The organism is Allobosea sp. 10L417 (genome assembly GCF_056395485.1).
This window is the reverse complement of the sequence record NZ_JBFTJP010000004.1, coordinates 88,777-110,759: the sequence shown is the minus strand read 5'-3', so window position 1 is coordinate 110,759 and position 21,983 is coordinate 88,777. Positions and strand designations below refer to the sequence as shown.

The 21,983-nt window shown below is 66.1% G+C and carries 16 protein-coding genes and 1 pseudogene; 4 read left to right on the top strand and 13 right to left on the bottom strand.

Going from position 1 to position 21,983, the window contains the following annotated elements:
- The first annotated feature begins 280 nt into the window (after nt 1–280).
- Nucleotides 281–1,085 (top strand): annotated as a pseudogene (locus AC1DE3_RS12870) (ATP-binding cassette domain-containing protein).
- A 37-nt stretch (nt 1,086–1,122) separates the two neighbouring features.
- On the opposite strand, the gene AC1DE3_RS12865 reads toward AC1DE3_RS12870, so the two are convergent.
- From AC1DE3_RS12865 to AC1DE3_RS12805, 13 genes are all read right to left on the bottom strand, one after another.
- Complete coding sequence (locus tag AC1DE3_RS12865) at nt 1,123–1,983, bottom strand: glycosyltransferase family 2 protein (protein ID WP_476779467.1); 861 nt, start codon at nt 1,981–1,983, stop codon at nt 1,123–1,125.
- Between the two features lie 16 nt (nt 1,984–1,999).
- On the bottom strand, nt 2,000–3,463 hold the full coding sequence (locus AC1DE3_RS12860; protein WP_476852424.1) for a polysaccharide pyruvyl transferase family protein: 1,464 nt from the start codon (nt 3,461–3,463) through the stop codon (nt 2,000–2,002).
- On the bottom strand, nt 3,460–4,644 hold the full coding sequence (locus tag AC1DE3_RS12855) for a hypothetical protein (protein ID WP_476779465.1): 1,185 nt from the start codon (nt 4,642–4,644) through the stop codon (nt 3,460–3,462). Before AC1DE3_RS12855 ends, AC1DE3_RS12860 begins: the two co-directional genes overlap by 4 nt.
- A complete protein-coding gene (locus tag AC1DE3_RS12850; RefSeq protein WP_476779464.1) occupies nt 4,641–5,822 on the bottom strand; it encodes a polysaccharide pyruvyl transferase family protein in 1,182 nt (393 codons plus the stop codon). The genes AC1DE3_RS12855 and AC1DE3_RS12850 overlap by 4 nt, the downstream gene beginning before the upstream one ends.
- 31 nt (nt 5,823–5,853) lie before the next feature.
- Nucleotides 5,854–7,158 (bottom strand): glycosyltransferase family 4 protein, encoded by a 1,305-nt coding sequence (locus AC1DE3_RS12845; RefSeq protein ID WP_476779463.1) that lies wholly within the window; start codon nt 7,156–7,158, stop codon nt 5,854–5,856.
- A 2-nt stretch (nt 7,159–7,160) separates the two neighbouring features.
- The gene (locus tag AC1DE3_RS12840; RefSeq protein WP_476779462.1) at nt 7,161–9,347 is read right to left on the bottom strand and encodes a glycosyltransferase family 2 protein; all 2,187 of its coding nucleotides are present in this window, start codon (nt 9,345–9,347) and stop codon (nt 7,161–7,163) included.
- Between the two features lie 4 nt (nt 9,348–9,351).
- Nucleotides 9,352–10,104 (bottom strand): hypothetical protein, encoded by a 753-nt coding sequence (locus AC1DE3_RS12835; protein WP_441511772.1) that lies wholly within the window; start codon nt 10,102–10,104, stop codon nt 9,352–9,354.
- Nucleotides 10,101–11,348, bottom strand: a complete 1,248-nt coding sequence (locus AC1DE3_RS12830; RefSeq protein WP_476852423.1) for a glycosyltransferase family 4 protein — start codon at nt 11,346–11,348, stop codon at nt 10,101–10,103. Before AC1DE3_RS12830 ends, AC1DE3_RS12835 begins: the two co-directional genes overlap by 4 nt.
- A complete protein-coding gene (locus AC1DE3_RS12825) occupies nt 11,345–12,178 on the bottom strand; it encodes a class I SAM-dependent methyltransferase (protein WP_476779460.1) in 834 nt (277 codons plus the stop codon). The genes AC1DE3_RS12830 and AC1DE3_RS12825 overlap by 4 nt, the downstream gene beginning before the upstream one ends.
- Nucleotides 12,175–14,466 (bottom strand): glycosyltransferase, encoded by a 2,292-nt coding sequence (locus AC1DE3_RS12820; RefSeq protein ID WP_476852422.1) that lies wholly within the window; start codon nt 14,464–14,466, stop codon nt 12,175–12,177. The genes AC1DE3_RS12825 and AC1DE3_RS12820 overlap by 4 nt, the downstream gene beginning before the upstream one ends.
- Before the next feature lie 114 nt (nt 14,467–14,580).
- Nucleotides 14,581–15,429, bottom strand: a complete 849-nt coding sequence (locus AC1DE3_RS12815) for a calcium-binding protein (RefSeq protein ID WP_476852421.1) — start codon at nt 15,427–15,429, stop codon at nt 14,581–14,583.
- A 287-nt stretch (nt 15,430–15,716) separates the two neighbouring features.
- Nucleotides 15,717–17,072 carry an HlyD family type I secretion periplasmic adaptor subunit gene (locus AC1DE3_RS12810; protein ID WP_476779457.1) on the bottom strand — a complete coding sequence of 452 codons (1,356 nt, stop codon included), beginning with the start codon at nt 17,070–17,072 and terminating at the stop codon, nt 15,717–15,719.
- A complete protein-coding gene (locus tag AC1DE3_RS12805; protein ID WP_441511778.1) occupies nt 17,069–18,823 on the bottom strand; it encodes a type I secretion system permease/ATPase in 1,755 nt (584 codons plus the stop codon). The genes AC1DE3_RS12810 and AC1DE3_RS12805 overlap by 4 nt, the downstream gene beginning before the upstream one ends.
- Before the next feature lie 324 nt (nt 18,824–19,147).
- Here AC1DE3_RS12805 and AC1DE3_RS12800 point away from each other — a divergent pair, with 324 nt between their 5' ends.
- The 3 genes from AC1DE3_RS12800 to AC1DE3_RS12790 all read left to right on the top strand — a co-directional run bounded on the left by AC1DE3_RS12800 (nt 19,148) and on the right by AC1DE3_RS12790 (nt 21,911).
- On the top strand, nt 19,148–19,762 hold the full coding sequence (locus AC1DE3_RS12800) for a MarR family winged helix-turn-helix transcriptional regulator (protein ID WP_476796897.1): 615 nt from the start codon (nt 19,148–19,150) through the stop codon (nt 19,760–19,762).
- Nucleotides 19,711–20,904, top strand: a complete 1,194-nt coding sequence (locus AC1DE3_RS12795; protein WP_476796896.1) for a glycosyltransferase — start codon at nt 19,711–19,713, stop codon at nt 20,902–20,904. The genes AC1DE3_RS12800 and AC1DE3_RS12795 overlap by 52 nt, the downstream gene beginning before the upstream one ends.
- Before the next feature lie 92 nt (nt 20,905–20,996).
- Entirely contained in the window at nt 20,997–21,911 is a 915-nt protein-coding gene (locus tag AC1DE3_RS12790) for a LysR family transcriptional regulator (RefSeq protein ID WP_476796895.1), read from the top strand.
- The last annotated feature ends 72 nt before the right edge of the window (nt 21,912–21,983 follow it).

The following is a 21,983-nucleotide window of genomic DNA, read 5'->3' as shown; positions in this document are numbered from 1 at the left end:
CCTGACGAGGGAACTTCTTGCCAGCGGTCGTTTGCCGCGGCGGTGACGGGGCAGGGCCGCGAGTCGATGGATTGAGGCGATCGATCGGCCGCGGCTCGCGCAGGCACGAGTCCGGTGGCTTTCGGAGACGGAACAACTCTGCTTTCGCGATGGGCCGCGGCGGTGTAGGCCGAGGAAGCAGCGGCTGAGACCGATGATCCCGAAGGCGAGTTCGATCATGGCGAGCAAGGCTTCCGCATTCCCGTCCGGTGATGGATTTCTGGCGGCGAAGGCGCTTGCGATGACCGGGCCCGGCCCGCTTGCTGAAGGTCAGGGTGACCTTTTCGAACTCGACGGTGTCACCTTCAGCGTCCCCGGCCGGGTGCTGCTGGCCGCTGACATTGTCGCTGCCGAAGCGGCGCGTGATCGGGCTGATCGGCCATAACGGCTCGGGCAAATCGACACTGCTGAAGCTGCTCGCTCGCCAGCAGGTGCCGTCGACCGGGGTGATCCGGTTCGAAGGCAAGGCGCTCGATGCCTGGAATGGCCGGGCCTTCGCGCGCAAGGTCGCCTATCTGCCGCAGCAGACGCCGCCCTCTTCAGGTCTGCTCGTCAAGGAACTGGTCGCGCTTGGCCGCTATCCCTGGCATGGCGCGCTTGGTCGCTTCGGCGCGAAGGATCGCGAGATGGTGGCCGAGGCCATGGCGCTGACCGATGTCGCGTGTTTTGCCGATCGGCTGGTCGACACGCTCTCGGGCGGCGAGCGCCAGCGCGTCTGGCTTGCGATGCTCGTCGCGCAGGATGCCGAGTGTCTGCTCCTCGACGAGCCAACCTCGTCGCTCGACATCGCCCACCAGATCGAGGTGCTCTCGCTGGTGCACCGGCTGTCTTCCGACCGGGGACTCGGTGTCATGGTCGTGCTGCACGACGTCAATATGGCGGCACGGTACTGCGACGAGATCATTGCGCTGCATTCCGGCAAGATGATCGTCAGGGGAACACCTGAGGACGTCATGACGACGCAGCAGCTGGCCCGTATCTACGGCGTCGAGATGAGCGTCATCTTCCATCCTCAGACGCAGCGCCCGATCGCTCTCCCAGCCTGAAAGGGGGCCCCGGGGAGGTCCGGCTGCGCCGAACTGTTTAAAACAGTCCGCGGAAGCTGTCGGGCAGACGCCAGGCTTCCGTGCCGGCGATATTGAGCGGCGCCACATACATCGTGCCGACCTCGTCGCCGCGCTCCGAGGGCCTGATGCCTGCAATGAAGCTTTGGCAGCAGCGCTCGATCGCATCGTCGTCCCAGTCCCGGCGTTCGAGCCGGTCGAAGCTGCGATAGAGGTTGAGCAGGTCGAGATCGCTGCGGCGCTGGTGATGGCCCTGGTCGACCTGGGCAAAGTCGAGCCCGCGCGTCAGCGATTGCCGGTGCAGGCGCTCGCCGAGATCGGCGTATTTGAGGTGGAACAGATAGGCGCCGCGAAAATGCGGCGGCTGATTGGCGTGGTGGAAGCCGCCGCCCCAGCGGACGGGCTTGCGCACGATCAGCGTCTTGCACATCGGCGAAACGAAGCGAACATGGCCGCGCTGGCGCAGGATCGGCCCGTCGAGCAGCGCCGCATTCTCCTCCTGCAACATCGGCGTCACGTTGAGGCCGATGCAGGTCGCGTGCTCGAAATCAGTGGCGTCGAGCCAAGCGCCGAAGCTCTCGAAGCGCCGCGGATCATGGCTGATGAACTCGTCGCAATCGCAGTAGATCACGGTCTCGTAGAGCTCGAGCAGCGCGCTGACGAGTTTCGAGACGAAGCGCGCGCGCTCCTGATCGTCGAGCGCCGAGCGCGGATAACGGACGACGCTGACGCCCTGCAGGGTCTCGCGTATTGCCGCGTCGCTGTCATGGTCGATGACATAGAGGTTCTCGCGCCCGATAAGACCGGAATAGTAGTCGATCCAGCGCGAGACGTAGAACGCCTCGTTGTACTGCATCGTCACCACGGCGACCTTGTTCATCCCCCATATCCTCCGGTCACATCCGGTGCGGGACGCCGTTGCGGTCGAGAAAAGCGCGCATACGGTCGTAGGAGGCGGCATAGGATTTAGCGAGCCCGTTGAGCGCCGCCTCGCGATAGACCGCGCGCCAGCCGCCTTCCGCCAGCGCCTCTTCGGGCACGACCGGGATCTTCAGCGTCTCGGCCAGTTCCTGGCTGCGCGTGTCGTAAGCGACGAGCACGCCCGGTACGCCGTGGGCGACCGCCGGCAAGACGCCATGCACGCGATAGCCGACGGCGAGGTCGACGCTATGTGAAAAGCGATCATAGTCCTCGACGTCGAAGAAGCTGAAGAGCTTGCGCTCGTAGATCTCGCGCATTCGCGTATCGTTTGGGCCGTCCCACCAGCCGGTCCTGGCGAATTCGGCGATGGCCTTCTCCTTGGCCGCTTCGTCGCGCAGGAAAAACGCCTTCTCCTCCTGCTCGCCGTGGGAGGACATCACCATCTCGCTCTGGGCATCGACCTTGAGCAGGGCGGCGCGCTGGTTGCGCAGATAGGCTTCGGGATCGATCGTGTAGCTCTTGTCGGCCTCGCGGCGCAGGCTGAAGGCGACCTTGCGGATGGCGCGCTGATCGGGCACGCGGATCTGGAGATCGCGGTTGCAAGTGCGGAAGATCGAGGGGCAGCCGACGATTTCGACATTGCCGATGCCGTTGCGACGCAGCGTCTCGGCGCTGAAGGCGCCGCGCACGCCGATGGCAGCGCAGCGGTCCGCGACGATCTGCCAGAAACGCTTCGAACTTTCCGGCAGCTCGATCGCGCGGTTCTGGCTGGCCTGCGCGCCGACGCCGATGGCATAGACCGGCAGCTTGACCTTCTCGAGCACCTCGACGGCGCGGAACCACTCCATCTTCTCATGGATGAAGTTCGAGCCACGCACGAAGACGAAGTCGAATTCGCTGGCGTAGCGCTCGATATCGGCATCGGTCGGGTTGATGATTTTCATCGGCTCGAGATGGACGTAGTCGAGCAGCTTCAGCGTCGAGTCGTAGACGATCATGTCGCCGATATTGAAGTAGTCAGAGAGCAGCTTTTCCAGCGGCGCGCGATACCAGCGCACCTTGTCGTGGCCGTAGACCTCGCCCGCCGGATAGATCACCAGCGCCCGCAATGGCCTCGTCCTGGCGATGGGGCGCAGTTGCGAACCGGGCGCGAGCGCGCCCGTCCTCGCATCGGCCACCGCGATCGCGCGCAGCCGTGTTTCGGGCAAAGCCGGCAGCGGAATGGCGAGCTCCGCCACCGTCGCATCGCCGGTGACGAGCGCGTCGGGGTTGATCGTGGCGTAGTCCTGGCCGTCGAGGATGAGGCGCAGCGAGGGCCAGCCGCCGCCGGGCTCGCGGACGACGAGGACGACGACCTCCTGCGTGGTGGCGCGCAGGATCTTCATGGTCGGCACGGCCTGGCTCACGGCAAATTGCTGCGCGGGCGCATTCGCGTTCATGGGGTTTCCTTCACGATGCGGACCTTGATGCGGACGAGGTCGCGCTGCGGCCCCATCTTGCAGTTGGCGACGTGCATCTTGGTCATGAACAGGTAGGGCTCATCGCCCGTCGTCTCGAAATTGCGCGAGGGCGAGGCGGGGTCGGCGATGGCGCCGTAGGAATAGCGGACGCTGTCGCCGCAATCCTTGCTCCACATCGTCGGATGGGTGAGGAGCGTCTGCAGCGGAGACCACTTCATCAGGTCCTTCGACCAACTATAGGCGACGCGGCCGCCGGCGATGCCCTGCTTGGGGTCGGGGCCGAGATGGAAGATCGCGAGCCAAAGCCCGCTCGCCTCGTGGCGGGTGACCGAGCCGACGACCGTGGGCAGCACCTTGAGCGGCTGGCAGGGGTGTGCCTGCGACGTGTCCTCGCGATAGGGATCGACGGCACGCACGGTGAAATCCTGCCCGTCGAAGGCGCGCCACGCCTTGGGATCGGTGATGTCCGTGGAGCGATAGAGGCAGGTGCCGCCCTTCTGGCCACCGCCGCCGGTCGTCGCGATCAGCGCATACCAGGCGCCATCCTTCTCGACGATGTTGGAGGGGTTGAAGAAGCCGCGATGACGACCTTGATCGACCTCCTGCTTGAAGGTCGGCGCGGCCACGACCGTCGGCGGATCATCGACCTTGAAGCTTGCGCCGCCGTCCTGCGAGCGCGCGGCCGTGACGACATTGTACCAGCAGGCCATGCCGGCCTTGAACCGGCAGGCGCCGGGGTGCTGGTCGGCATGGTACTCGTCATGCATCAGCGCGTAGACGTCGCGGCCATTCCTGGTCCAGGTCGCGGCGATCCAGCTCATGTCGCTGTATTGGCTGGGATCGGCGCTGTTCTTGGCCTCGAACGAGATCGCACAGGTAGTCTTGATCTGGTCGAGGCGATCGCCGATCAGCGCACGGTTGCGATGGTGGCTGGCAAAGGCGACGACCTCTCCCTTGTCGTCGCGGAAGGCCCGCAAGGGCGCGTCCGGGATGTGCCACTCCTGGCAGCGCTCCTTCGACCAGTCGAAGACGGTCTCCTCCTGCGCCCCGGGCGCAAGTTCCAGCCGGTAGCGCGGGCTTTCCGCCGCTGCGGCGAACGAGGCGGCCAACAGCGCCGCAAGCAGCGGCGCGGTGTGCCGGAAGCTGCGGGCGCTCCTCACGCCACCTTCCGCTGCGGCTCCGCAGCCACGCGGTCCACCATCTTGTTGTCGACGCGGTTCTCGACGAGGAAGTCGCGCATCTCCCTGTAGACCCGGGCATAGGCTGCGTTGAAGCGGTCGAAGCGCGCCTGATCCCAGTACTCCTCCAGCTTGAAATCCTTTCCGCCGAAGACATCGACGCTCGGGATCTTGAAGGTGTCGGCGAATTCGACCGTGCGGCTGTCATAGGTGAAGTAGATCGAGGGTGTGCCATTGGCGAGTGCCATCAGATTGCCGTGCAGCCGGTAGCCGAGCACGAGATCGAGCCCGCGCACTAGCCGCTCATATTCCGCGACCACGTCGGAATAGAACATGCGGCTCTGGTAGAGCCCCTCGACCTGCTCATCGAGATACCACTCGCGCGCCCATTCATTCTGTCGCAACGCGGCCATGGCCGCTTCCTTCTGCTCGGGTGTGCCGAGCGCGAGCTTCTTCTCCTCGACCTCGCCCTGCGCCATCAGCGTGACCTCGAAACGATCAGCCATCGCCTTCACCAGATCGCGGTGGAAGGTGAGATAGCGCTTGATGTCCTGCGCATAGGTCTTGGAGACCTCGCGGCGCAGCGTGATGCCCACAGTCTTGACCTGCTCCAGCGGCGGCAAGCGGATGGCGAGATCGGGATCATTGTTCCGGAACGCGGTCGGGCAGCCGATGATGCGGACATTGCGGATGCCGAGATCGTTCAGCACCTCGGCCGAGTAAGCGCCGCGCACACCGAGCGAGGTGGTGGAATCGGAAATGAGCTTCAGGACGGTCTTGGTGTCCTCGCTCAGTTCCAGCTTGCCGCTGACCGGCGCCTGTGCGCCGATGCCGAAGGCGATGACCGGCAATTTGAGTCGGCGCAGCACCTCCGCCGCCTTGGACCAGTTCATCTGCGCATGGATGTAATTCGAGCCGCGCAGGAAGACGTAATCGTACTCGGCATTGAGCCGGTCGATCCTGGCCGGATCGACATGCGCGATCGGCAGCTCATCGAGCTTGTCGAAGTTGAGCAGCTTCAGCGAGGAATCGAAGACGAAGGCGTCGCCGATATTATGGTAGTGATTGATGTGGTTCTGCAGGTCGGCATAGCGATACCAGCGCACGTTGTCGTGGTCGTAGACCTCTCCCGACGGGCTGATGACGAGGATGCGGGCCATGTCAGGTCTCCCCTGTTATCTCGTTATGGTTTCAGGCGATCATCGCGGCGGGGTCTTGCCGCGCGGGCGCAGGCCGGCTGCGTTCGGCCAGGAGGCGGCGATAGAGATCGAGATGCGTCTGGGCGCATTCGCGATGGCTCATCGGCCGCTTGATGCCGCCGCGCAGCCGGTCCCAGAGCTGGGGCTCGGTCAGGGCGCGCGTCATGCAGTCGACGAGGTCTTCCGGGCTGCCGGCGCGAAAATGCAGGCCGTCGACCTCGTCGGTGATCTTCTCGGCCATGCCGCCGAGTTGGCTCGCCAGGATCGGGCGACCGTGGAAGAACGCCTCCTGGATGACGATGGGTGAGTTCTCCCACCAGACCGAGGGCATCACCACCCAGTCGACCGAGCGCATCAGGTTCGGCATCTCGTGATTCTGGAAGGCGCCGCAGAAGCGCACACGGCGCCCCGCGCTTTCGACCAGCTTGGCGAACTTGTCCTGATAGGCTTTCGGCTGGCGCTCGAGATTGCCGCCATAGACAAGCAGGATCGCGTCGTCGTCCCAGATGGAATCCGGGATGCGCGTCACCGCATCGATCAGCACATCGGCGCCCTTATAGGGCGTGAGCTGGCCGAAATAGGCGAAACGGGAGCGCCGCGTCTTGCCCTCGGGCAGTGGGCGCGGCGGCGCCACGCTGGCGACGTCGATACCGTTCTCAATCACCGAGAAGCGCTCCTCGCTGAGCCCCCAGTCGACATAGCGGTCGGCGAGGAAGCGGCTCGGCGAGACGAAATGGTCGGCCAGGCCCAGCATGCCCTTGATGAAGGTCTCGCGCGCCAGGAAGCGCGCCGGCGAGATGTCCGGGAAGCAGGCGTTGCAATCCGTTGGCGAGGCCCGGTAACAAAGCTTGAAGGCGCCGGTCTTCACCATCTGGCCGTGATGGTGGCAGATGCTGAGATATTCGTGGAAGGTCACGACGATCAGCGCATCCGGCAGAGCGTCGCGCACCGCGAACAGGCATTCCAGCCCGAGCCCGATGAAGTGGTGGAAATGCACCACGTCCGGCTTCAGGTCATGAAGAACGCGCACGAAGTCGCGCTCGATCTCTTCCGTCGCACGGTTGGAGATGAGGAAGTGGTCGTAATCCTCGGCATAGTAGAGCAGCTCGCCGCCGCGCTGGCGCAGGCTCATCAGCGCCGTGCCGGCATGGCGCGGGGTCGGTGCACCGACGCGGGCGAGGTAATGGGAATCGACACCCTCGCCGGTCTGCAACCCCTTATGCAGGTTGTAGGACGCCATCTCCGCCCCGCCCAGGGACAGCGAAGGGTGGCCGTGCGATATGACGAGAACCCGCATCCTCAGCCTTTCATGTTGGAGATGGCGAGCGCCCAGCGCCGGTCGAAGCTGGTCCGGTCGGCGAGTTGCGCGAGCGCGCCGGCATGCGGCGCCGCCATCTCGCCGTCATCGACCGCATAGACCTCGACGTCGGGAACCCAGAGCGAGGGCGAACCCGCCATCCTGAGCTTGAGGCAGAGATCGAGACCCTTCTCCGCCGTCGTGAAATAGTTGCGCGCGAAGCCGCCGACCTCGATGAAGGCAGCGCGCGAGAGCACACAGCATTCGCTCGCACCGGCTGCGACCTCCATCGGGCCGAGATTGCCGACCGCCTCCAGCGGATAGCCGACGAAGCGGTTGGCGATGCGCCGGCTCGTTCCTTCGCCCTCCAGCCAGGCGCCAGCCCAGCGGATCGAATCGTCCTCGAACAGCAGGGTCGGGCTCGCGACGCATTGGCCGCCGCGGGCGCGGTAGGCCCGTTCGAGACGACCGAGCCAGCCAGGCATGCGGATCTGCGCTGCGCCCGAGAGCAGCGCGACCGTCTGGAAGCGGCAGGCGCGAACGCCCGCCTCCAGTGCGTCACAGGTATCTTCGACGCCCTCGACGGCGACGAGGCGCACCGAGAGACCATAGAAGCGCCCGAGCCGCCGCGCCTCGGCGCCAACGCGGTCGAAGCTCTCGGACGGAGCGGCAAGCACGATCGGCAGCGGCCTGACCTCGGGGTCCATCGCCATCAGCGCAAACAATGCCGAAATCTCGCGGTGGCGGTGGTCGAAGCCGATGACGAGGCCGAGCGGCGCCTCGGGGTCGAAGGGGCCGACATCGAGCGTTTCGACGGCGCGGGGCGGGGCGATTTCGGCTGCTTGCAGCGCCGGCGCGATCTGGCGCTCGACGACGGCGTTCGCGGTCGAGGAGCGCGGGTCGAGCAGCCCGAGGATGCGCTCCAATGCGCGGCGCGCCTGGGCGCGGCTGGGTTCGAGCGGCAGGAAGGCCGGGCCAGTGCCCTGCACCTCGAAGGCGAGATGCAGCGGCTGGCCCGGCTCCGGAACGAGCTTCGGCGCGAAGACGATGAAGCCGTGGCTGTTGCGCCGCGAAGCCAGAGCTGGTCCGAAGCGCGGATCTTCCATGAAGGCGGTGGTGACGTCCGGGCGCTGCACGCGCGTCCAGATCCGGTCGACGGCGCAGGACTGGCTGCCGCTGCGCAGTGTGACCGCATCGACCCGGCGCTCCGGATCGAACAGCCAGCCGATGATCAGCACGCCGGTATCCTCGACGATGGTCACGGCATCGATGCCAGCGCGCACCGGTTCTTCAAGCAGACAGACTGTGTCGCGGCCGTCGAAACGTTGGGAGGCGCGCCGCAGCTTGTCGGTGGTGGCCTGCGGAGCGGTGCCGCGCTGGAGCCCGTCGCGCAGATGGCCGGGAACGGTGATCGGTTCGAGCAGGACATAGCGCTCGTACACTTCGAGCGCGCGCCAGCCGTCGCTTCCGCGGAAATAGAGCCGCTCGATCTCGCCGGGTTGCTGGGCCTGGCAATCCTCGAGCAGGCCGAAGAAGCCGCGGGCGCCTTCGCCGAGATCATCCCGCTCCAAGGTTCCAGCTTCGAGATTGGCGGGGGAGAGGCCGCCATGGGCGATCAGCAGCTTGATCCGCCCGGCTGCGAAATGGGAGGTCCAGCCCTGCAGGAAGATGCCGTCGCCATCGAGCGAACCCATCACCTCAACGAAGCCGCCGGGCCGAGCGACGGTCTGCAGGAGCATCGCGACCGCGCGCAGGCGGCGCGGATTGGGGGCGCCGGTCAACAGGACTTCGAGCAGCCCGTCGACAACGCTCGGAAAGGCCTGTCCGGCGTCGTCGGCGAGTTCGGACAGGAAAACCTGAAGCGGCTGCGGCTTCGGTGCCAGGATCAGACGCAGCGGCCGGCCGGGGCGGCCGATCAAGAGCGCGCCGGTGCCGCTGTTGTCGACGTTGGGCGCTGGCGCCAGGCAAAGAAAGCCGGTGGCCACCGAAGGCTCGGCCCCGGGCCGGCGCCAGCTCAGCACCATGGTCTGCGCGCGGTTGCGCGGATTGCCGTCGACTGCGACCGGGACCTTGGCCGGAATGGCGTCGCAGGTGCTGCGGACGAGGATGGCGTTCTCGCCGAGCGGCGTCCAGGCGACGGTCGGCGCCGGGGCGACCGCCGTCCTCTCGGGAACGATGACCTCGCTCATCGCCTCAGCCTCCCCAGAGCGTCACGGCGAGGGTGACGAAGGACATCACTGCAGCGAGCAACGAGAGGAAGCCGAGGATGACCGTGACCTGCCGCAGCGGGGCGCGCGCCTCCTTGCGGATCGCATCAAGCCGCTCGTCGAAGCCGCGCAGGGTGCCATCGAAGCGCAGCTGGAAGACGTCGAGCTCGCCAAGGCGGCGGACGATCTCGCTCTGGCTTTCGGTCTCGGCCTTGGTGGCTTCGGCGAGCGCGTGGTTCTCTTCCAGGCGCGCGGCGATGCGGTCGAGCTTTTCGTTCAGCTCCTTCTGGGCAAGCTGGCCGCGCCGGTTGAGCGCGATCAGCAATTCGACCTTGTCGAAGAAGCGGGCGAGCGGCACGGCGATTGCGGCTTCCGCCGCGAGCTCGTCCGCGGCCGGCAGGCGCAGCTCCAGCTCGGCGCCAGTTGCCGGCGAAACACCAACGACGGTGAGACGGTTGCGGGCCGCGACCAGCGCCTCGTCGAGCTCCATCGAGAAGGCATGCTTGCCGTCGCCGATGCCGTTGCGGCGCAGGTCGATGCGGCTCTGATCGGCCTTGATCTCGCTGGCGAGTTGGCCGTCGCAATAGAGCTTTACCGTGATGGCCTCGTCGGGACGGGCCTCGTCCCAGATCCAGCCATGCAGGCGGCTGCCGTCGAGGGCGTCGATCCGCCCGTTCAGCTTCGCCGGATTGACGTTCGGCAGGCGGACTTCGTTGTCCTGTCGGGGAGCTGTCGTCATGCGGCCTCCGCAAGCTTGAGGCTATCGAAGAGGGTGAGGTGACGGCCGGCGCATTCGGCGAGCGATGGCTGCTCGGCAATGCCGTCGACGAGGCGCTGCCAGAGCCCATACTCGTCCATCGCCCGGCGCATCGAGCGGGCGAGCGCGGCCGGGTCGCCCGGCCGGACATGGAGCCCATCGACATCGTCGCGGACCATCTCGGCCATGCCGCCGATATTGCTGACGATCAGCGGCCGGCGATGCTGGAACGCCTCCTGGATGACGAGGGGCGCATTCTCCCACCAGATAGAGGGCATCACGACCCAGTCGACCTCGGCCATAAGTGCCGGCACCTCCTCGCGGGCGTAGGCGCCGCAATGGGTGACGACACCCGCGGTGCCGGCGAGGGCAGCATCGAGGGCGGTGGTGAAAGCCTCGCTCTGGAACGGGGCGCCGCCATGGATGCGCAGCGAGAACTCCCGTTCTCCGGCCGTGCGCAGCAGCTGCGCCGCCTGGAGCAATGGGAGAACACCTTTCCAGGGATTGAGATTGCCGAAATAGCCGAAGCTCGCGCGGCGCCCGTCGCCTTGCCTGTGCGGGGCCGGCTCCTGGCTTGGGCGGGCGTTGGCGATGACCTCGATCTTCTCGGCCGGCAGCCCCCAGTCGACATAGCGCTGGCGCAGGAAGCGGCTCGGCGCGACGAAGCGGTCGACGGCGGCGAGATGCGTCTTGATGAAGCGCTCGCGCAGCAGGAAGCGGTCGGAGCCGATCTCCGGGAAGCAGCCATGGCAGGCGGTGGGGGAGGCGCCCGAGCAGCGTTTCCGGTCGCTGGGCCGGACCATCAGGCCATCATGGTGGCAGATCGGGTAGTAGTCATGCAGCGTCATCACGATCGCGGCTTCCGGCAGGAGCCGGCGTGCCAGCGTCAGGAACTCCGCACCGATCAGCACGAGATGGTGGACATGGATCACATCCGGCCGGAACTCGCCGAGCAGGGTCCCGAGATCCTGCAGCGTGCCGTAATGGTCGATCTGGCTCATGTGGAAGCGGTCGTAATGAGCGCTCCAGAGGACCACGTCGTCGCCGACGGATTGCAGCGCCGTGCCGGGATGCGGCTGGCGATGGATCGCGTTGGTCGCGCCGAGGAGCAGCACCTCGCAACCCTGCTCGCGATAGGCGCCAGCAAGATCATGCGCGAAGATCTCGGTGCCGCCCGGATGCAGAGCGGGATGATTGTGCGCGACGACGAGGATGCGACGGGTCATCGGCGGTTACCCGGCTTCGTCGCGATCAGCACGTCCTGATAATGCGCTGCGCTGATGCCGCGCCAATGGCCCGGGCGCAGTGGCTCGACTGCAAGACCAGCCTGTGCGGCCTGCTCCAAGAGGAAGCCCTGATCGATGCCAGCGGCGGCGAGCGGCGCTTCGTCGATGGCGTACCAGCCCGGACCGTCCTGCCAGCGCTTGAACGACAGGCGCTCCTGGCCCGTGGCGGCGCCGTCGATCGCAAAGGCCGTCAGGAAGAGACGGCCGCCCGGCGCCAGAAGCCGCGAGGCCTCCTGCAGATAGACGACGAGCTCGTCCGGCGGCAGATGCGTGGCGACGGAGATCATCGTCACAAAATCGAAGCTGCCATTGGCGAAGCCGAAGCGGACCTCGGCGCCGGGCAGCGAACCCTGCGGATTGTAAAGCGGGTGGGCGATGTCGAGCCGCTGGAAGCGGAAGCGCGGATAGGCCGGGGTGATCGTCTGGGCGCACCAGAGGATGCCCTCCATCACCGGGTCGACGCCGTCATAGCTGCCGCGTTCGTCGTCCAGATACTGCGTCAGCGGGATGGCCATGCGGCCGATGCCGCAGCCGATGTCGAAGACGCGCTCATGCGGCTTCAGGCCGCCGATTCGGATGAAGTGCCCGAGGAACTCGGCGCCGATCGCGCGATAGTCGCCATCGCCGACGAAGATCGAGTCGGGCGGCGGGTGGGGCATGAACCGGTTGGTTTGCAGCGAAGCCATCAGCCAATCGAGCTGTGGTCCGATGGGGTTGTTCTCGGGCGCCGGTTCGGGCGCGATCGGTCTCAGGGCCGTGATAGCCGTCATGCCGCGGTCGCTCTCCTGAAGCTGAAGCGGGGAACAAGGTTGGGTTCGCTCGGCGCTGGCTCGCGCAGTGCAGGTTCCGCCGCAGAGGTCTCGAAGGCTTGCATCAGCGCGTCGATCTGCGCGTCCCAGCGCCGGGTCTGGAGCCAGGCATTGTGCTGGGAGGCGGCGCCGCGCGTGTAGTCGACGCTTTTGGAGATCGACTGGCGCTCGAGGTGATAGAGCGCCGTATCCGGCGCGTAGAGGATGCCGAAGCCGGCGCGGCGAATCTTGAGGCAGAGGTCGCTGTCCTCGTAATCGCCGATGACATAGCTTTCGTCGAAGCCGCCGAGCTCGTCGAAGAGTTCGCGCGCGATGACGATGCAGGCGCCGGTGACGCCCGGAACCGGGCGCTCGATATTGGCCGGCGCATAGCTGCTCGGCATACCCTTGAAGTAATGATGGTTGAGCCAGGTGCCTTTGCTGTCGCGCTTGAAGTAAAGCCCGGCGTGCTGCAGCGAGCCGTCATCGTAGAGCAGCTTCGGCCCGACTGCTCCGACGCGGCGGCGGCGGTCGAGTTTGGCGATCAGTGCCGCCAGCCAGCCGCTTCTGCTGGGGATCACGTCGGAATTGACGAGCGCGAGAGCCTCGCCGCGCGCGTGGCGTGCGCCGGCGTTGCAGGCGGCGGAGAAGCCGCCATTGCGCCGCATCGCGACAAGCCGCATCGGCAGGCCATAGGCGAGGTAGAGCCCGCCGAGCAGATGCGCGACCTCGGCCTCGTGCTCGGGCGAGTCGAGCACATAGATCAGCTCGGCATTCTCGACGAACCAGGGATCGCCGGCGAAGGCTGCGACCTGCACGCGCAGGAAATCGTAGACGCGATAAAGCGGGATCACCACGGAAGCCTTCGGCCGACCCCAGGGCTGTCCGAATTCCTTGATCGTCGGTTCCGGACGGCTTTCGCTCAATTCGTCCTGGCAGGCAGCGAGGATCGGCGCGAGCGTCTCTTCCAGCATCGTGGCCGTCAGATATTGCGGCGGGATCGCCGCGAGGGCCCGGGCGCGGATCGTGGCCGCGTCGGCCGGCTGGACCGCCGGGCGCAGCGTCAGCGTCGTCCCGGACTTCAGCTTGATCTCGCAGCGGGGCTGCAGCACCGGCGCTCCCGCGGCGTAGTCGGAGGCGAAGGCGGCGAAGCCCGTTGCCGTGCGCGTTTCGCCTTCCGCACCCGTCGGTAGTCTCACGGGGAAGCGCTGGAGGCGGGAGAGCATGGCGATCGGCTCGCCGGCGCCGCGATGCAGCAGCACCTCCTGCAGGAGATCGTCGGGATCGCGCAGCCAGCCGCCGATCAGCAGGCCGGCACGGTTGCAGACCGCGAGGTCGAGCTCGGCCGCGGGCAGGTCGTCGTTACGGCGGACATGCTGCACCGCGAGCGGAACGCGCCGCTGCATTTCGACGGCCAGCAGCCGCCCCTGCTCGGACAGGGCTGCCAGCTGTTCGACGACCCAGTTGCGCAGGCCGTCGCGGCTCGCGGCCTTGCCCGCCCACCAGCGGCCGAGCGAGGGCGCCGCCTGACGGCCCGGCAGCGCGCGGACGATCAGGGAGCGCTCGCTCTGCAGGATCAGCAATCCGCCGCCACGAACGGGCGGCTCTTCCAGCACAAGGTGCAGCTCGCGCTTACCGCTGCGATCGGCGGCGCCGATGCGCGACTTCACATCCAGGCGGGTGAGGCCGGCACCGTCGAGGCGAGACGCCGTGCGCAACGCGCCGAAATCTGCGGGCACGAAGGTCTCGAACAGCCATTGGCCCGCGACCAGCGCCGCCGTGGGCTGCATCGCGGCCGGCTTGGCGAACAAGGTCAGCAGAAGCTGGCGCAGAAAGGACAGGTAGTTGGGAATCGCGGACAGGCCGAACAGCGGCGGCCAGGCACGCACCAGCGCATTGGCCAGCGTCACCCGGGCTTGCGGCGTGAGATCCTTCAGAATCTCTGCGGGATCGGCGAGGCCGTGGACGAGTGCAGGGTCGAAAGAGGCAGTCACATCGCCCTGCGGACCCTGATCGGAAAGCGTCGCGACGATGCTGTCATGGCCGGAGGCGCGGAAGGCGATGGCAAGCCGTTCGCGCCCGTCACGCAGGCCGAGCGAAATCGATGCGGCCGCGAGGCGTCTGCCTCCTCCCGTCAGGGCGATCGACGGCTTGCCGAAGGGGGAAGCCTCGAGTGTCCAGCAGAGCAGGAATACCGATCCGCCGAGGCGATGGAGTTCGAGCTGGGCCGGGGGTGTCACCGCAACAGGGGCGGGCGCAAGTGAAAGCATGAAGGCGTTCCTGCGGCACTGGGGAGCCTGGAGTGCCCCGTGAAGGGCGCTCCAGGACGGTGTTGGGCTGTGTCGACCCGCCCGCACATGGCTGGGCGGGTCGATGCGTCAGGATCAGGCGACCGAGAAGTAGGAGTGCGGATCGGCCTGCACCTCCTCGGCGTGCACGCCGACGAGGGTCAGGGTGTCGCCATTGCCGAGATCGATGACGGTGTTGCCGCCGACCGTGGTCGCGCGCGCCGCCACGTCCTCGGCCGAAGCCACGCCGGTGCCATTGATGTCGTGCGCGATCTGCAGCATGTCCGACCCGGCCTCGAAATCGAGGACGACATCGTTGCCGCCACCGCCGGCGAAGACGAACACGTCGCTGCCGGCGCCGCCGTGCAGAACGTCGTTGCCGGCGCCGCCGAACAGCATGTCGTCACCAGCGCCGCCCTGCAGGACGTCGTTGCCGGCGCCGCCGAAGAGCATGTCGTCACCAGCGCCGCCTTGCAGGACGTCGTTGCCGTCGCCACCATAGAGGATGTCGGCGCCATCGCCGCCCTGCAGGACGTCGTTGCCGTCGCCACCCTGCAGGATGTCGTTGCCCGGCCCGCCTTGCAGCAGGTCGTTGCCCTCGCCGCCGATCAGCACATCGTCGCCGGCATTGCCGCGCAGGATGTCGTCGCCGGCGCCGCCAAGCAGCGTATCGTTACCCTCGCCGCCGAACAGGGCGTCGTTGCCCGCATCGCCGGAGAGAATGTCGTCGCCGAGCCCGCCGAAGAGGATGTCGTTACCCTCGCCGCCGAACAGGGCATCATTGCCGCCATCGCCATAAAGCAGGTCGTTGCCTTCCTCGCCGAAGAGCGAGTCCACGCCGTCGCCGCCATGAACGATGTCATGGCCGGCTCCGGCGAGGATGACGTCGTTGAACCGACTCCCAATCAAAAAATCGTCGAATGCACTTCCTTCGATCGTCGCCATACGGCACCTCCATAGCGATCTGATGATCCCGGTCGTTCGGCGGGGACGCCGCGGAACTAAAAGTCCAGGAACGGTTCCGACAGCTCCGCATAGGTTATGCTGTCGCTCGACGACCTAAGAATTACTCAATGAGTGCGTTGCAGCAAGGATTTTGTTGTGACGATTTTGCGATGCGTCACAGTTTAGTCTTTAATTTACGGAGATAATTCTTTCGAAGATACCGTAAATATACTTCCAAATTCGAAATACGCGCCGATCTGCTGCATGCCGGCGGCAGGCCACGCCGGTCAGTCCTCGCGAAAGGCGCGGTTGAAGCTGTCGGTGAACGGCGAGACCAGATAGTCGATCGCCCGGCGTGCACCATTGACGATCATGACCTCCGCATTCATGCCGGCGTGCAGCGTAACCTTATAGTCGCGCAGGCTTTCCTGATCGATTTCGGCGCGCACGACGAAGTAGGCCGCGCCGGTCTTGTCATCGACGAGCTGATCCGGCGCGACATAGGTCACCTTCGCTTGTATCGGCGGCAGCAGACGGGAATTGAAGGCGGTCAGGCGCACGCGGGTATTGGCGCCGACGCGGACCGCATCGATGTCGCGCGGATCGACCTTCGCTTCCACGATCAGCGGTTCACGCTCCGGCACGATGTCGAGGATCGCCTCGCCGGCGGCGATCACGCTGCCGGCGGTACGCATGCGGATGTTGGCGACGATGCCTTCCTGCGGGGAGGTCACGATCAGGCGGCGCAGCACATCCTCGGCCTGCACGATGCGTTCGGTGACCTCGGAGAGCATGAGCTGGGATTCCTGGATCTCCCTTGCGATGTCGTTCTGCCGTTCGAGGCTGATCGAGAGGATTTCCAGATTGGCCCCGGCCACCGCCTGCTCCGCCTTGGCCTTGCGCGCGGCGAACTCGCCCGCCCGGCCGACGAGTTCGCTCTGCTTGGTCTGCAGTTCGACGAGCTGACTGCGCTTGGCGTAGCGCTTTTCATAGAGGTCGGCCATGATCCGGACCTCTTCGTCGATGAGCGAGCGCTGCTGAATGGTGGCATCGATCTGGGCCTTCAGCGCATCGGCCTCGGCCTGATGCTGTTCGATGACGCGCTGCTGGATTTGGATCTTGCCATCCTGAACCTGGCTGCGTGACTTGAAGAAGGTCTGCTCGGCCCGCAGCACCTCGCGTGCGATCGGCGTTTCCATGCGCGCGATATCGGCAGGGAAAGCGATGCCGGTTGCGTTCGTCTGTTCAGCGCGCAGGCGGGCGAGCTTTGCTTCCAGTCCGATGCGCTTGGCCTGCAATTGCTGCAGTTCGGCGCGGGCCCGGGCGTCTTCGAGCCGCAGCAGGGGTTCATCCTTGGCGACCCGCTCACCTTCCGCCTTCAGCAGGGTCTTCAGGATGCCGCCCTCGAGATGGCTGACGGTCTTGCGCTTGCTGTCGACCGCGACGACGCCACTCGCGACGGCGGCATTGTCGAGCCGGGCGGTGACGGCCCAGGCGCCGAAACCGCCGAAGCCGACGCCGATCGCGGCCACGCCGGCGAGGACCAGGCTGCGCAGACTCGGGACACGCTCGTCCTGCGGATCCGCATCGATCTGCACGGCCAGGGACTGTTCAGGGCGCTTGATCAAGGAACGTCCTGTCATGCCTTCACCTCACGGATCGGGGTCGGTGGGGCGGGTGCGTTGGCGGCTGGCTCCATTTCGATGCGGCCGCTTGGCGTGATCATGCCGGCGATGGCGGCGCGCGGGCCGAATTGCTGCACGCGGCCCTCGCGCAGCACGAGGAGCTTGTCGACGACCTGCATCACCGAGGGGCGATGGGCGATGAGCACGACGATGGCGCCGCCTTCGCGCGCCGCGGCGATCGCGCGGATCAGGCTCTGCTCGCCTTCTGCGTCGAGATTGGCGTTGGGCTCGTCGAGCACGATCAGCCGCGGCGAGCCGTAGAGCGCCCGCGCCAGGCCGATGCGCTGGCGCTGGCCGCCCGAGAGCGTGAAGCCGGTATCGGCGACATTGGTGTCGTAGCCGAGCGGCAGGCGGCCGATCAGCTCGTGAACCCCGGCGATGCGCGCGGCTTCCAGGATGGCGTGGGGATCGGGCTCGCGCATGCGGGCGATGTTTTCGGCGATCGTGCCGTTCAGCAGCGAAACCGATTGCGGGAGATAGCCGACCATCGCGCCGAAGGAGCCGCGTTCCCACAGGAATGTGCTGTGTCCATCGAGATAGACGCCGCCGACATTGGGCTTGAGCACGCCGACCAGAAGCCGCGCCAGCGTCGACTTGCCGGCCCCGGAAGGGCCGACCACGCCGAGCACCTCGCCCGGTTCGAGCGTGAAGGAGACGCTCTTGATCACGGTCTGCTCCGAGCCCGGCGGCGCGAAGACGACGCGGTCGACCACGAGGTCGCCCTGGCAGGGCGGGGTCGGCACCGTCTGCCGCTGCGAGCTGCGCGCCAGTACAAGGTCGCGCACCCGCTTCCAGGCGGCGGCGGCCAAGACCCATTGCCGCCAATCGGTGATCATCGAATCAAACGGCGCCAGCAGCCGGCCGCTCAGGATGCTCGCGGCCATCAGCGTTCCGGCGGTGACCTCGTTGCGGATGATGAGGGTTGCGCCGGTTGCATAGACGGCAAGCTGCATGGTCATGCGCGCGGAGCGCGTCACGGCGGCGATGAACTTGGCGCGCCGGGTGCCCATGTCGAGCTGCTCGATCATTGCGAGCTGCTGGCCGCGCCAGCGCCTGGAAAGCGCGGGCAGCATGCCCATGGCCTCGATCGTTTCGGCATGGCGCAGGCTTGCGCCGACCTCGTTGATGCTGGCGACGCCCGCCTCGTTCGCCTCCTTGAGGGTCCGGCGTGTGAGCATGTCTGACAGCACGCCGAGCAGCAGCAGGATGATCAGCGAGGCCAGGGCGACCAGCCCGTAGATCGGATGCAATGCGAAGAGAACGGCGAGGAAGATCGGGGACCAGGCCGCTTCCAGCGGGGTGGCGATGGCCGAGCTGGCGATGAAGAAGCGGATGTCGTTGAGGTCGCGAATCGCCTGGGTCGCCTGTCCCGAGCCCTGCTCCAGAGAGGAGCTCACGGCCGCCTGCAGCGCCGGCAAATTGAGCCGGCGCGCAAAAATGCTGGCCATGGTCTGGAATGTCAGGGAGCGGATGAACTCGACCGTGCCGTACAGCGTCAGGGCTCCGATGGCGATGACGAGGAGCATCGTGAGCGTGTCGTAGCTATGGCTGACGATGACGCGGTCCTGCACCTGCATCATGAACAGCGGAACGGTCAGCAGCAGCAGATTCACGCAAAGGCTGAGGAACGCCGCATAGCCGAGGCCGCCAACGAAGGATCGTTGGAGAGTTCGGATCAGGGCGTCAGGTGCCAGCATCGCAGCCTTCATGCATGACTCCGGGATCGTGATTGGGGTGCGGGATGTGGCGGCAAGACCGCCAAACACGTGCCCGCCATCAGCAAGGCAAACGTGATACGGAGGGAGTGTCAAGATTATGACAGATTAGAAATGTAGTCCATCGATTCGACGGAAAGCAAATGAGGCAAAATCATGCAAAACTTTGAATTTCGAACTAGTTTCCAGCCATATCCGGATTGATGCAATCTTAATTATTAGCCACTGAATATGGCATGTGCTTTGCCTATAGGCTGTTAGTAGAGAAAGGGGACAAACGGGGTGGATTGTTCATTTTTCGATCAGGCGGAGTAAGGGATGCACTATAAATTGCATAGCGGCGGGCAATTCCTGGGCAGATCCTTGAATGGCGATCATCGGGCGGATGGGTCCGATGATCTCGAAGACGAACCCGATCGCGGAATTTCTCCGTTCGATCTGGCTCGCGTTATCGAACGAGTCAGCCGGCGCTTTCTGGACTACCTGCGCCAGGAGCTGAACAAGCTGGGCATCGACGACATCTCGCCATCGCAGGTGATGGTGCTGATGACGATAGGGCAGGGCGAGATCGCGGTTCGCGATCTCCTGGACCGTGGACATTACGGAGGGTCCAACGCGTCCTACAATCTCAAGCAACTGGTGGAGAGTGGCTATCTCGACCGCGGGGCCTCGCCGCGCGATCGCCGGCAGGCACGGATCTCGCTCTCGTTGAAGGGGCAGATGCTGTGCGAGCGTCTGCGGCTTCTCGACGAGGCCAGCCAGTTCGGCCAGCGGCTCGAAAGCAACCGCGATACCGACCTGCGCACCACCCACGAAACCCTGCGCCATCTCGAACAATGGTGGAATGACGCGCTCCGCTACGGCGGGGTGCTACTCGCATCATGCATGTCCTATTCGTTCATCGCGCAGGATCTGGTCAGTTCGCTGCTCTGATCGCGAGCCTCGTCGCCGAGGGCGTCGAGGTGTCGCTGATCACGGAGCGCCCTGAGCAGGAGCAACCCGGCGTCAGTCAGCTGGTGTATTCGGTGGAGGAGACGTCGACGCGGCACCCCGCGCTCGCCGCCACCGAATATCACCTGCGGACGGGCGAGGCGGTGGCCCAGCTCATGGAGCGGCTGAAGAGCACCGACCCACCCGATGTCGTCCTCGGACATATCGGGTGGGGCGGGCTGCTGTTCGCCCGCGACGCGCTGCCCGATGCCGCGTTGATCGGCTACTGCGAGTATTACTATCGCAGCGCGGGGTCCGACCTGGATTTCGGCATGAGCGATCCGGTTCCAGCGGCCGACCGCTATCGCGTCCGCATGCGCAACGCCGCACAGCTTCTGGCTCTCGACACGCTGGACGCCGCCTATGCGCCGACGCGGTGGCAGCGCCAGCAATATCCGATGGCCTACCGCAAGCGAATCGCCGTCTGTCATGACGGCATCGACACGACCGTCTGCCGGCCCGATGCGGATGCGTCCTTCGTGCTGCCCGATGGCCGCGTGCTGAGACCGGGCTCGCCGGTGGTCACCTTCGTCGCCCGCGATCTCGATCCCTATCGCGGCTACCCCCAGTTCATGCGCGCTGCGGCTATTCTCGCCGCCCGCCATCCGGACCTCGTCTTCGTCGTGGTCGGCGGTGATGGAGCCGGCTACGGACGCCCGCGTTCCGATGACAACAGCTGGCGTGAGGCGATGTGCGGCGAGACCGGGCTTGGGGAGCGCATCGTCCACATTCCCTGGCTGCCTTACGAGAATCTGATTCGGCTGTTCCAGGTCTCGGCCGCGCATGTCTATCTCACCGTTCCCTTCGTTCTGTCCTGGTCGCTTCTCGAGGCCATGGCCTGTGGCTGCCTCGTCATCGGCTCGGATACGGAGCCGGTGAGGGAGGTCATCCGCGACGGAGACAACGGCCTGCTCACGCCGTTCCATGACGAGGAGCTCCTGGCCGAGCGCATCGCCGAGGCACTGGCGCAGCCGGCGCTTGCCCGCTCTCTGAGACGAGCCGCCCGCGAGACGGTGATTGCCGGCTATGAGCGGGAGCGCTGCATCGACCGGCAGATCGGCTGGATCCGCCAGTTCGGCGAATAGGGCTACGGGATATTTGTCAGCAGCGCGGTTGCTGATACCGGTGACGGATCGCCCTCCGTCGGCGGCGGCCATCGCGAGGACCAGGCAATCCCATGCGCGCGGATGTTCTAGGGCTTCAGGCGTTCATCAGCATCGCGGAGCGCGGCAGCTTCCGCGCCGCCGCCTCGCATCTCAACCTGTCGCAGACGGCGCTCAGCCACCGCATCCGCAAGCTCGAGGAATCGCTGGGCACGCCGCTGTTCCTGCGCACCACGCGTCAGGTCTCGCTGACGGCGGCCGGCACGGCGCTGCTGCCCCGCGCGCGGCGCATCTTCGAGGATCTCGGCTCGGCGCTCGACGAGGTCCGAGTCGATGTCCCGGAGGGCGATGAACAGGTCTCGCTCGGCTGCCTGCCCACGGTCGCGGTCCATTGCATGCCCTCGGTGATCGCTGCCTTCGCCAAGCGCCATCCCGGCATCGGGGTCAGGGTTCACGATAATTCGGCTTCGGAGATCGCAGACAAGGTGCAGTCCGGCGAGGCGGAGTTCGGCGTCACCATCGTGGCCGCGAATCGCTGGGATCTGGAGCTCAAGCCGGTGGTGAAGGAGCCCTTCGTACTGGTCAGCCATCGCAGCATGCCGCTCGCCCAGGCGCAGTCGCTGACCTGGGCGCAGCTGCAGGGCGAACCGCTGGTGCGCATCAGCGCCGAGACCGGCAACCGCATCCTCCTCGACGATGCGCTGGGCGCGCGGCGGGAAACGCTGACCTGGCGCTACGAGGTCCAGCGCGTCGTCACCGCGGTTAGCCTGGTGCGTTCCTGCATCGGCTATGCGGTGGTGCCGCAGCTCGCGCTCGATGTCGTCGATGCGGGCGATCTGGTCGCGGTGCCGCTGCGCTCCCCGGCGGTGACGCGCACGCTCGGCATCGTCACCCGCAAGACCGTGCCGCTGCGCCCGGTGGCGCGCGATCTCCTTTCGTTGCTGAGCCAAGCCTTGAAGCGCTCGGTCTCGGCGCGCCGAGATGAATGAAATTAATCAATCGCTGCATTCTTATCATTTGATGAAGCAATGAGCCTGCTCCACCCTTGCTGCGGGAAGAAA

Coding starts and splice junctions, on each gene's coding strand:
- AC1DE3_RS12865 (WP_476779467.1), bottom strand. CDS start 1,983: ATGAACAAGGTCGCCGTGGTGACGATGCAGTACAACGAGGCGTTCTAC.
- AC1DE3_RS12860 (WP_476852424.1), bottom strand. CDS start 3,463: ATGAACGCGAATGCGCCCGCGCAGCAATTTGCCGTGAGCCAGGCCGTG.
- AC1DE3_RS12850 (WP_476779464.1), bottom strand. CDS start 5,822: ATGGCCCGCATCCTCGTCATCAGCCCGTCGGGAGAGGTCTACGACCAC.
- AC1DE3_RS12845 (WP_476779463.1), bottom strand. CDS start 7,158: ATGCGGGTTCTCGTCATATCGCACGGCCACCCTTCGCTGTCCCTGGGC.
- AC1DE3_RS12840 (WP_476779462.1), bottom strand. CDS start 9,347: ATGAGCGAGGTCATCGTTCCCGAGAGGACGGCGGTCGCCCCGGCGCCG.
- AC1DE3_RS12835 (WP_441511772.1), bottom strand. CDS start 10,104: ATGACGACAGCTCCCCGACAGGACAACGAAGTCCGCCTGCCGAACGTC.
- AC1DE3_RS12830 (WP_476852423.1), bottom strand. CDS start 11,348: ATGACCCGTCGCATCCTCGTCGTCGCGCACAATCATCCCGCTCTGCAT.
- AC1DE3_RS12825 (WP_476779460.1), bottom strand. CDS start 12,178: ATGACGGCTATCACGGCCCTGAGACCGATCGCGCCCGAACCGGCGCCC.
- AC1DE3_RS12820 (WP_476852422.1), bottom strand. CDS start 14,466: ATGCTTTCACTTGCGCCCGCCCCTGTTGCGGTGACACCCCCGGCCCAG.
- AC1DE3_RS12815 (WP_476852421.1), bottom strand. CDS start 15,429: ATGGCGACGATCGAAGGAAGTGCATTCGACGATTTTTTGATTGGGAGT.
- AC1DE3_RS12810 (WP_476779457.1), bottom strand. CDS start 17,072: ATGACAGGACGTTCCTTGATCAAGCGCCCTGAACAGTCCCTGGCCGTG.
- AC1DE3_RS12805 (WP_441511778.1), bottom strand. CDS start 18,823: ATGAAGGCTGCGATGCTGGCACCTGACGCCCTGATCCGAACTCTCCAA.
- AC1DE3_RS12800 (WP_476796897.1), top strand. CDS start 19,148: ATGCACTATAAATTGCATAGCGGCGGGCAATTCCTGGGCAGATCCTTG.
- AC1DE3_RS12795 (WP_476796896.1), top strand. CDS start 19,711: ATGCATGTCCTATTCGTTCATCGCGCAGGATCTGGTCAGTTCGCTGCT.
- AC1DE3_RS12790 (WP_476796895.1), top strand. CDS start 20,997: ATGCGCGCGGATGTTCTAGGGCTTCAGGCGTTCATCAGCATCGCGGAG.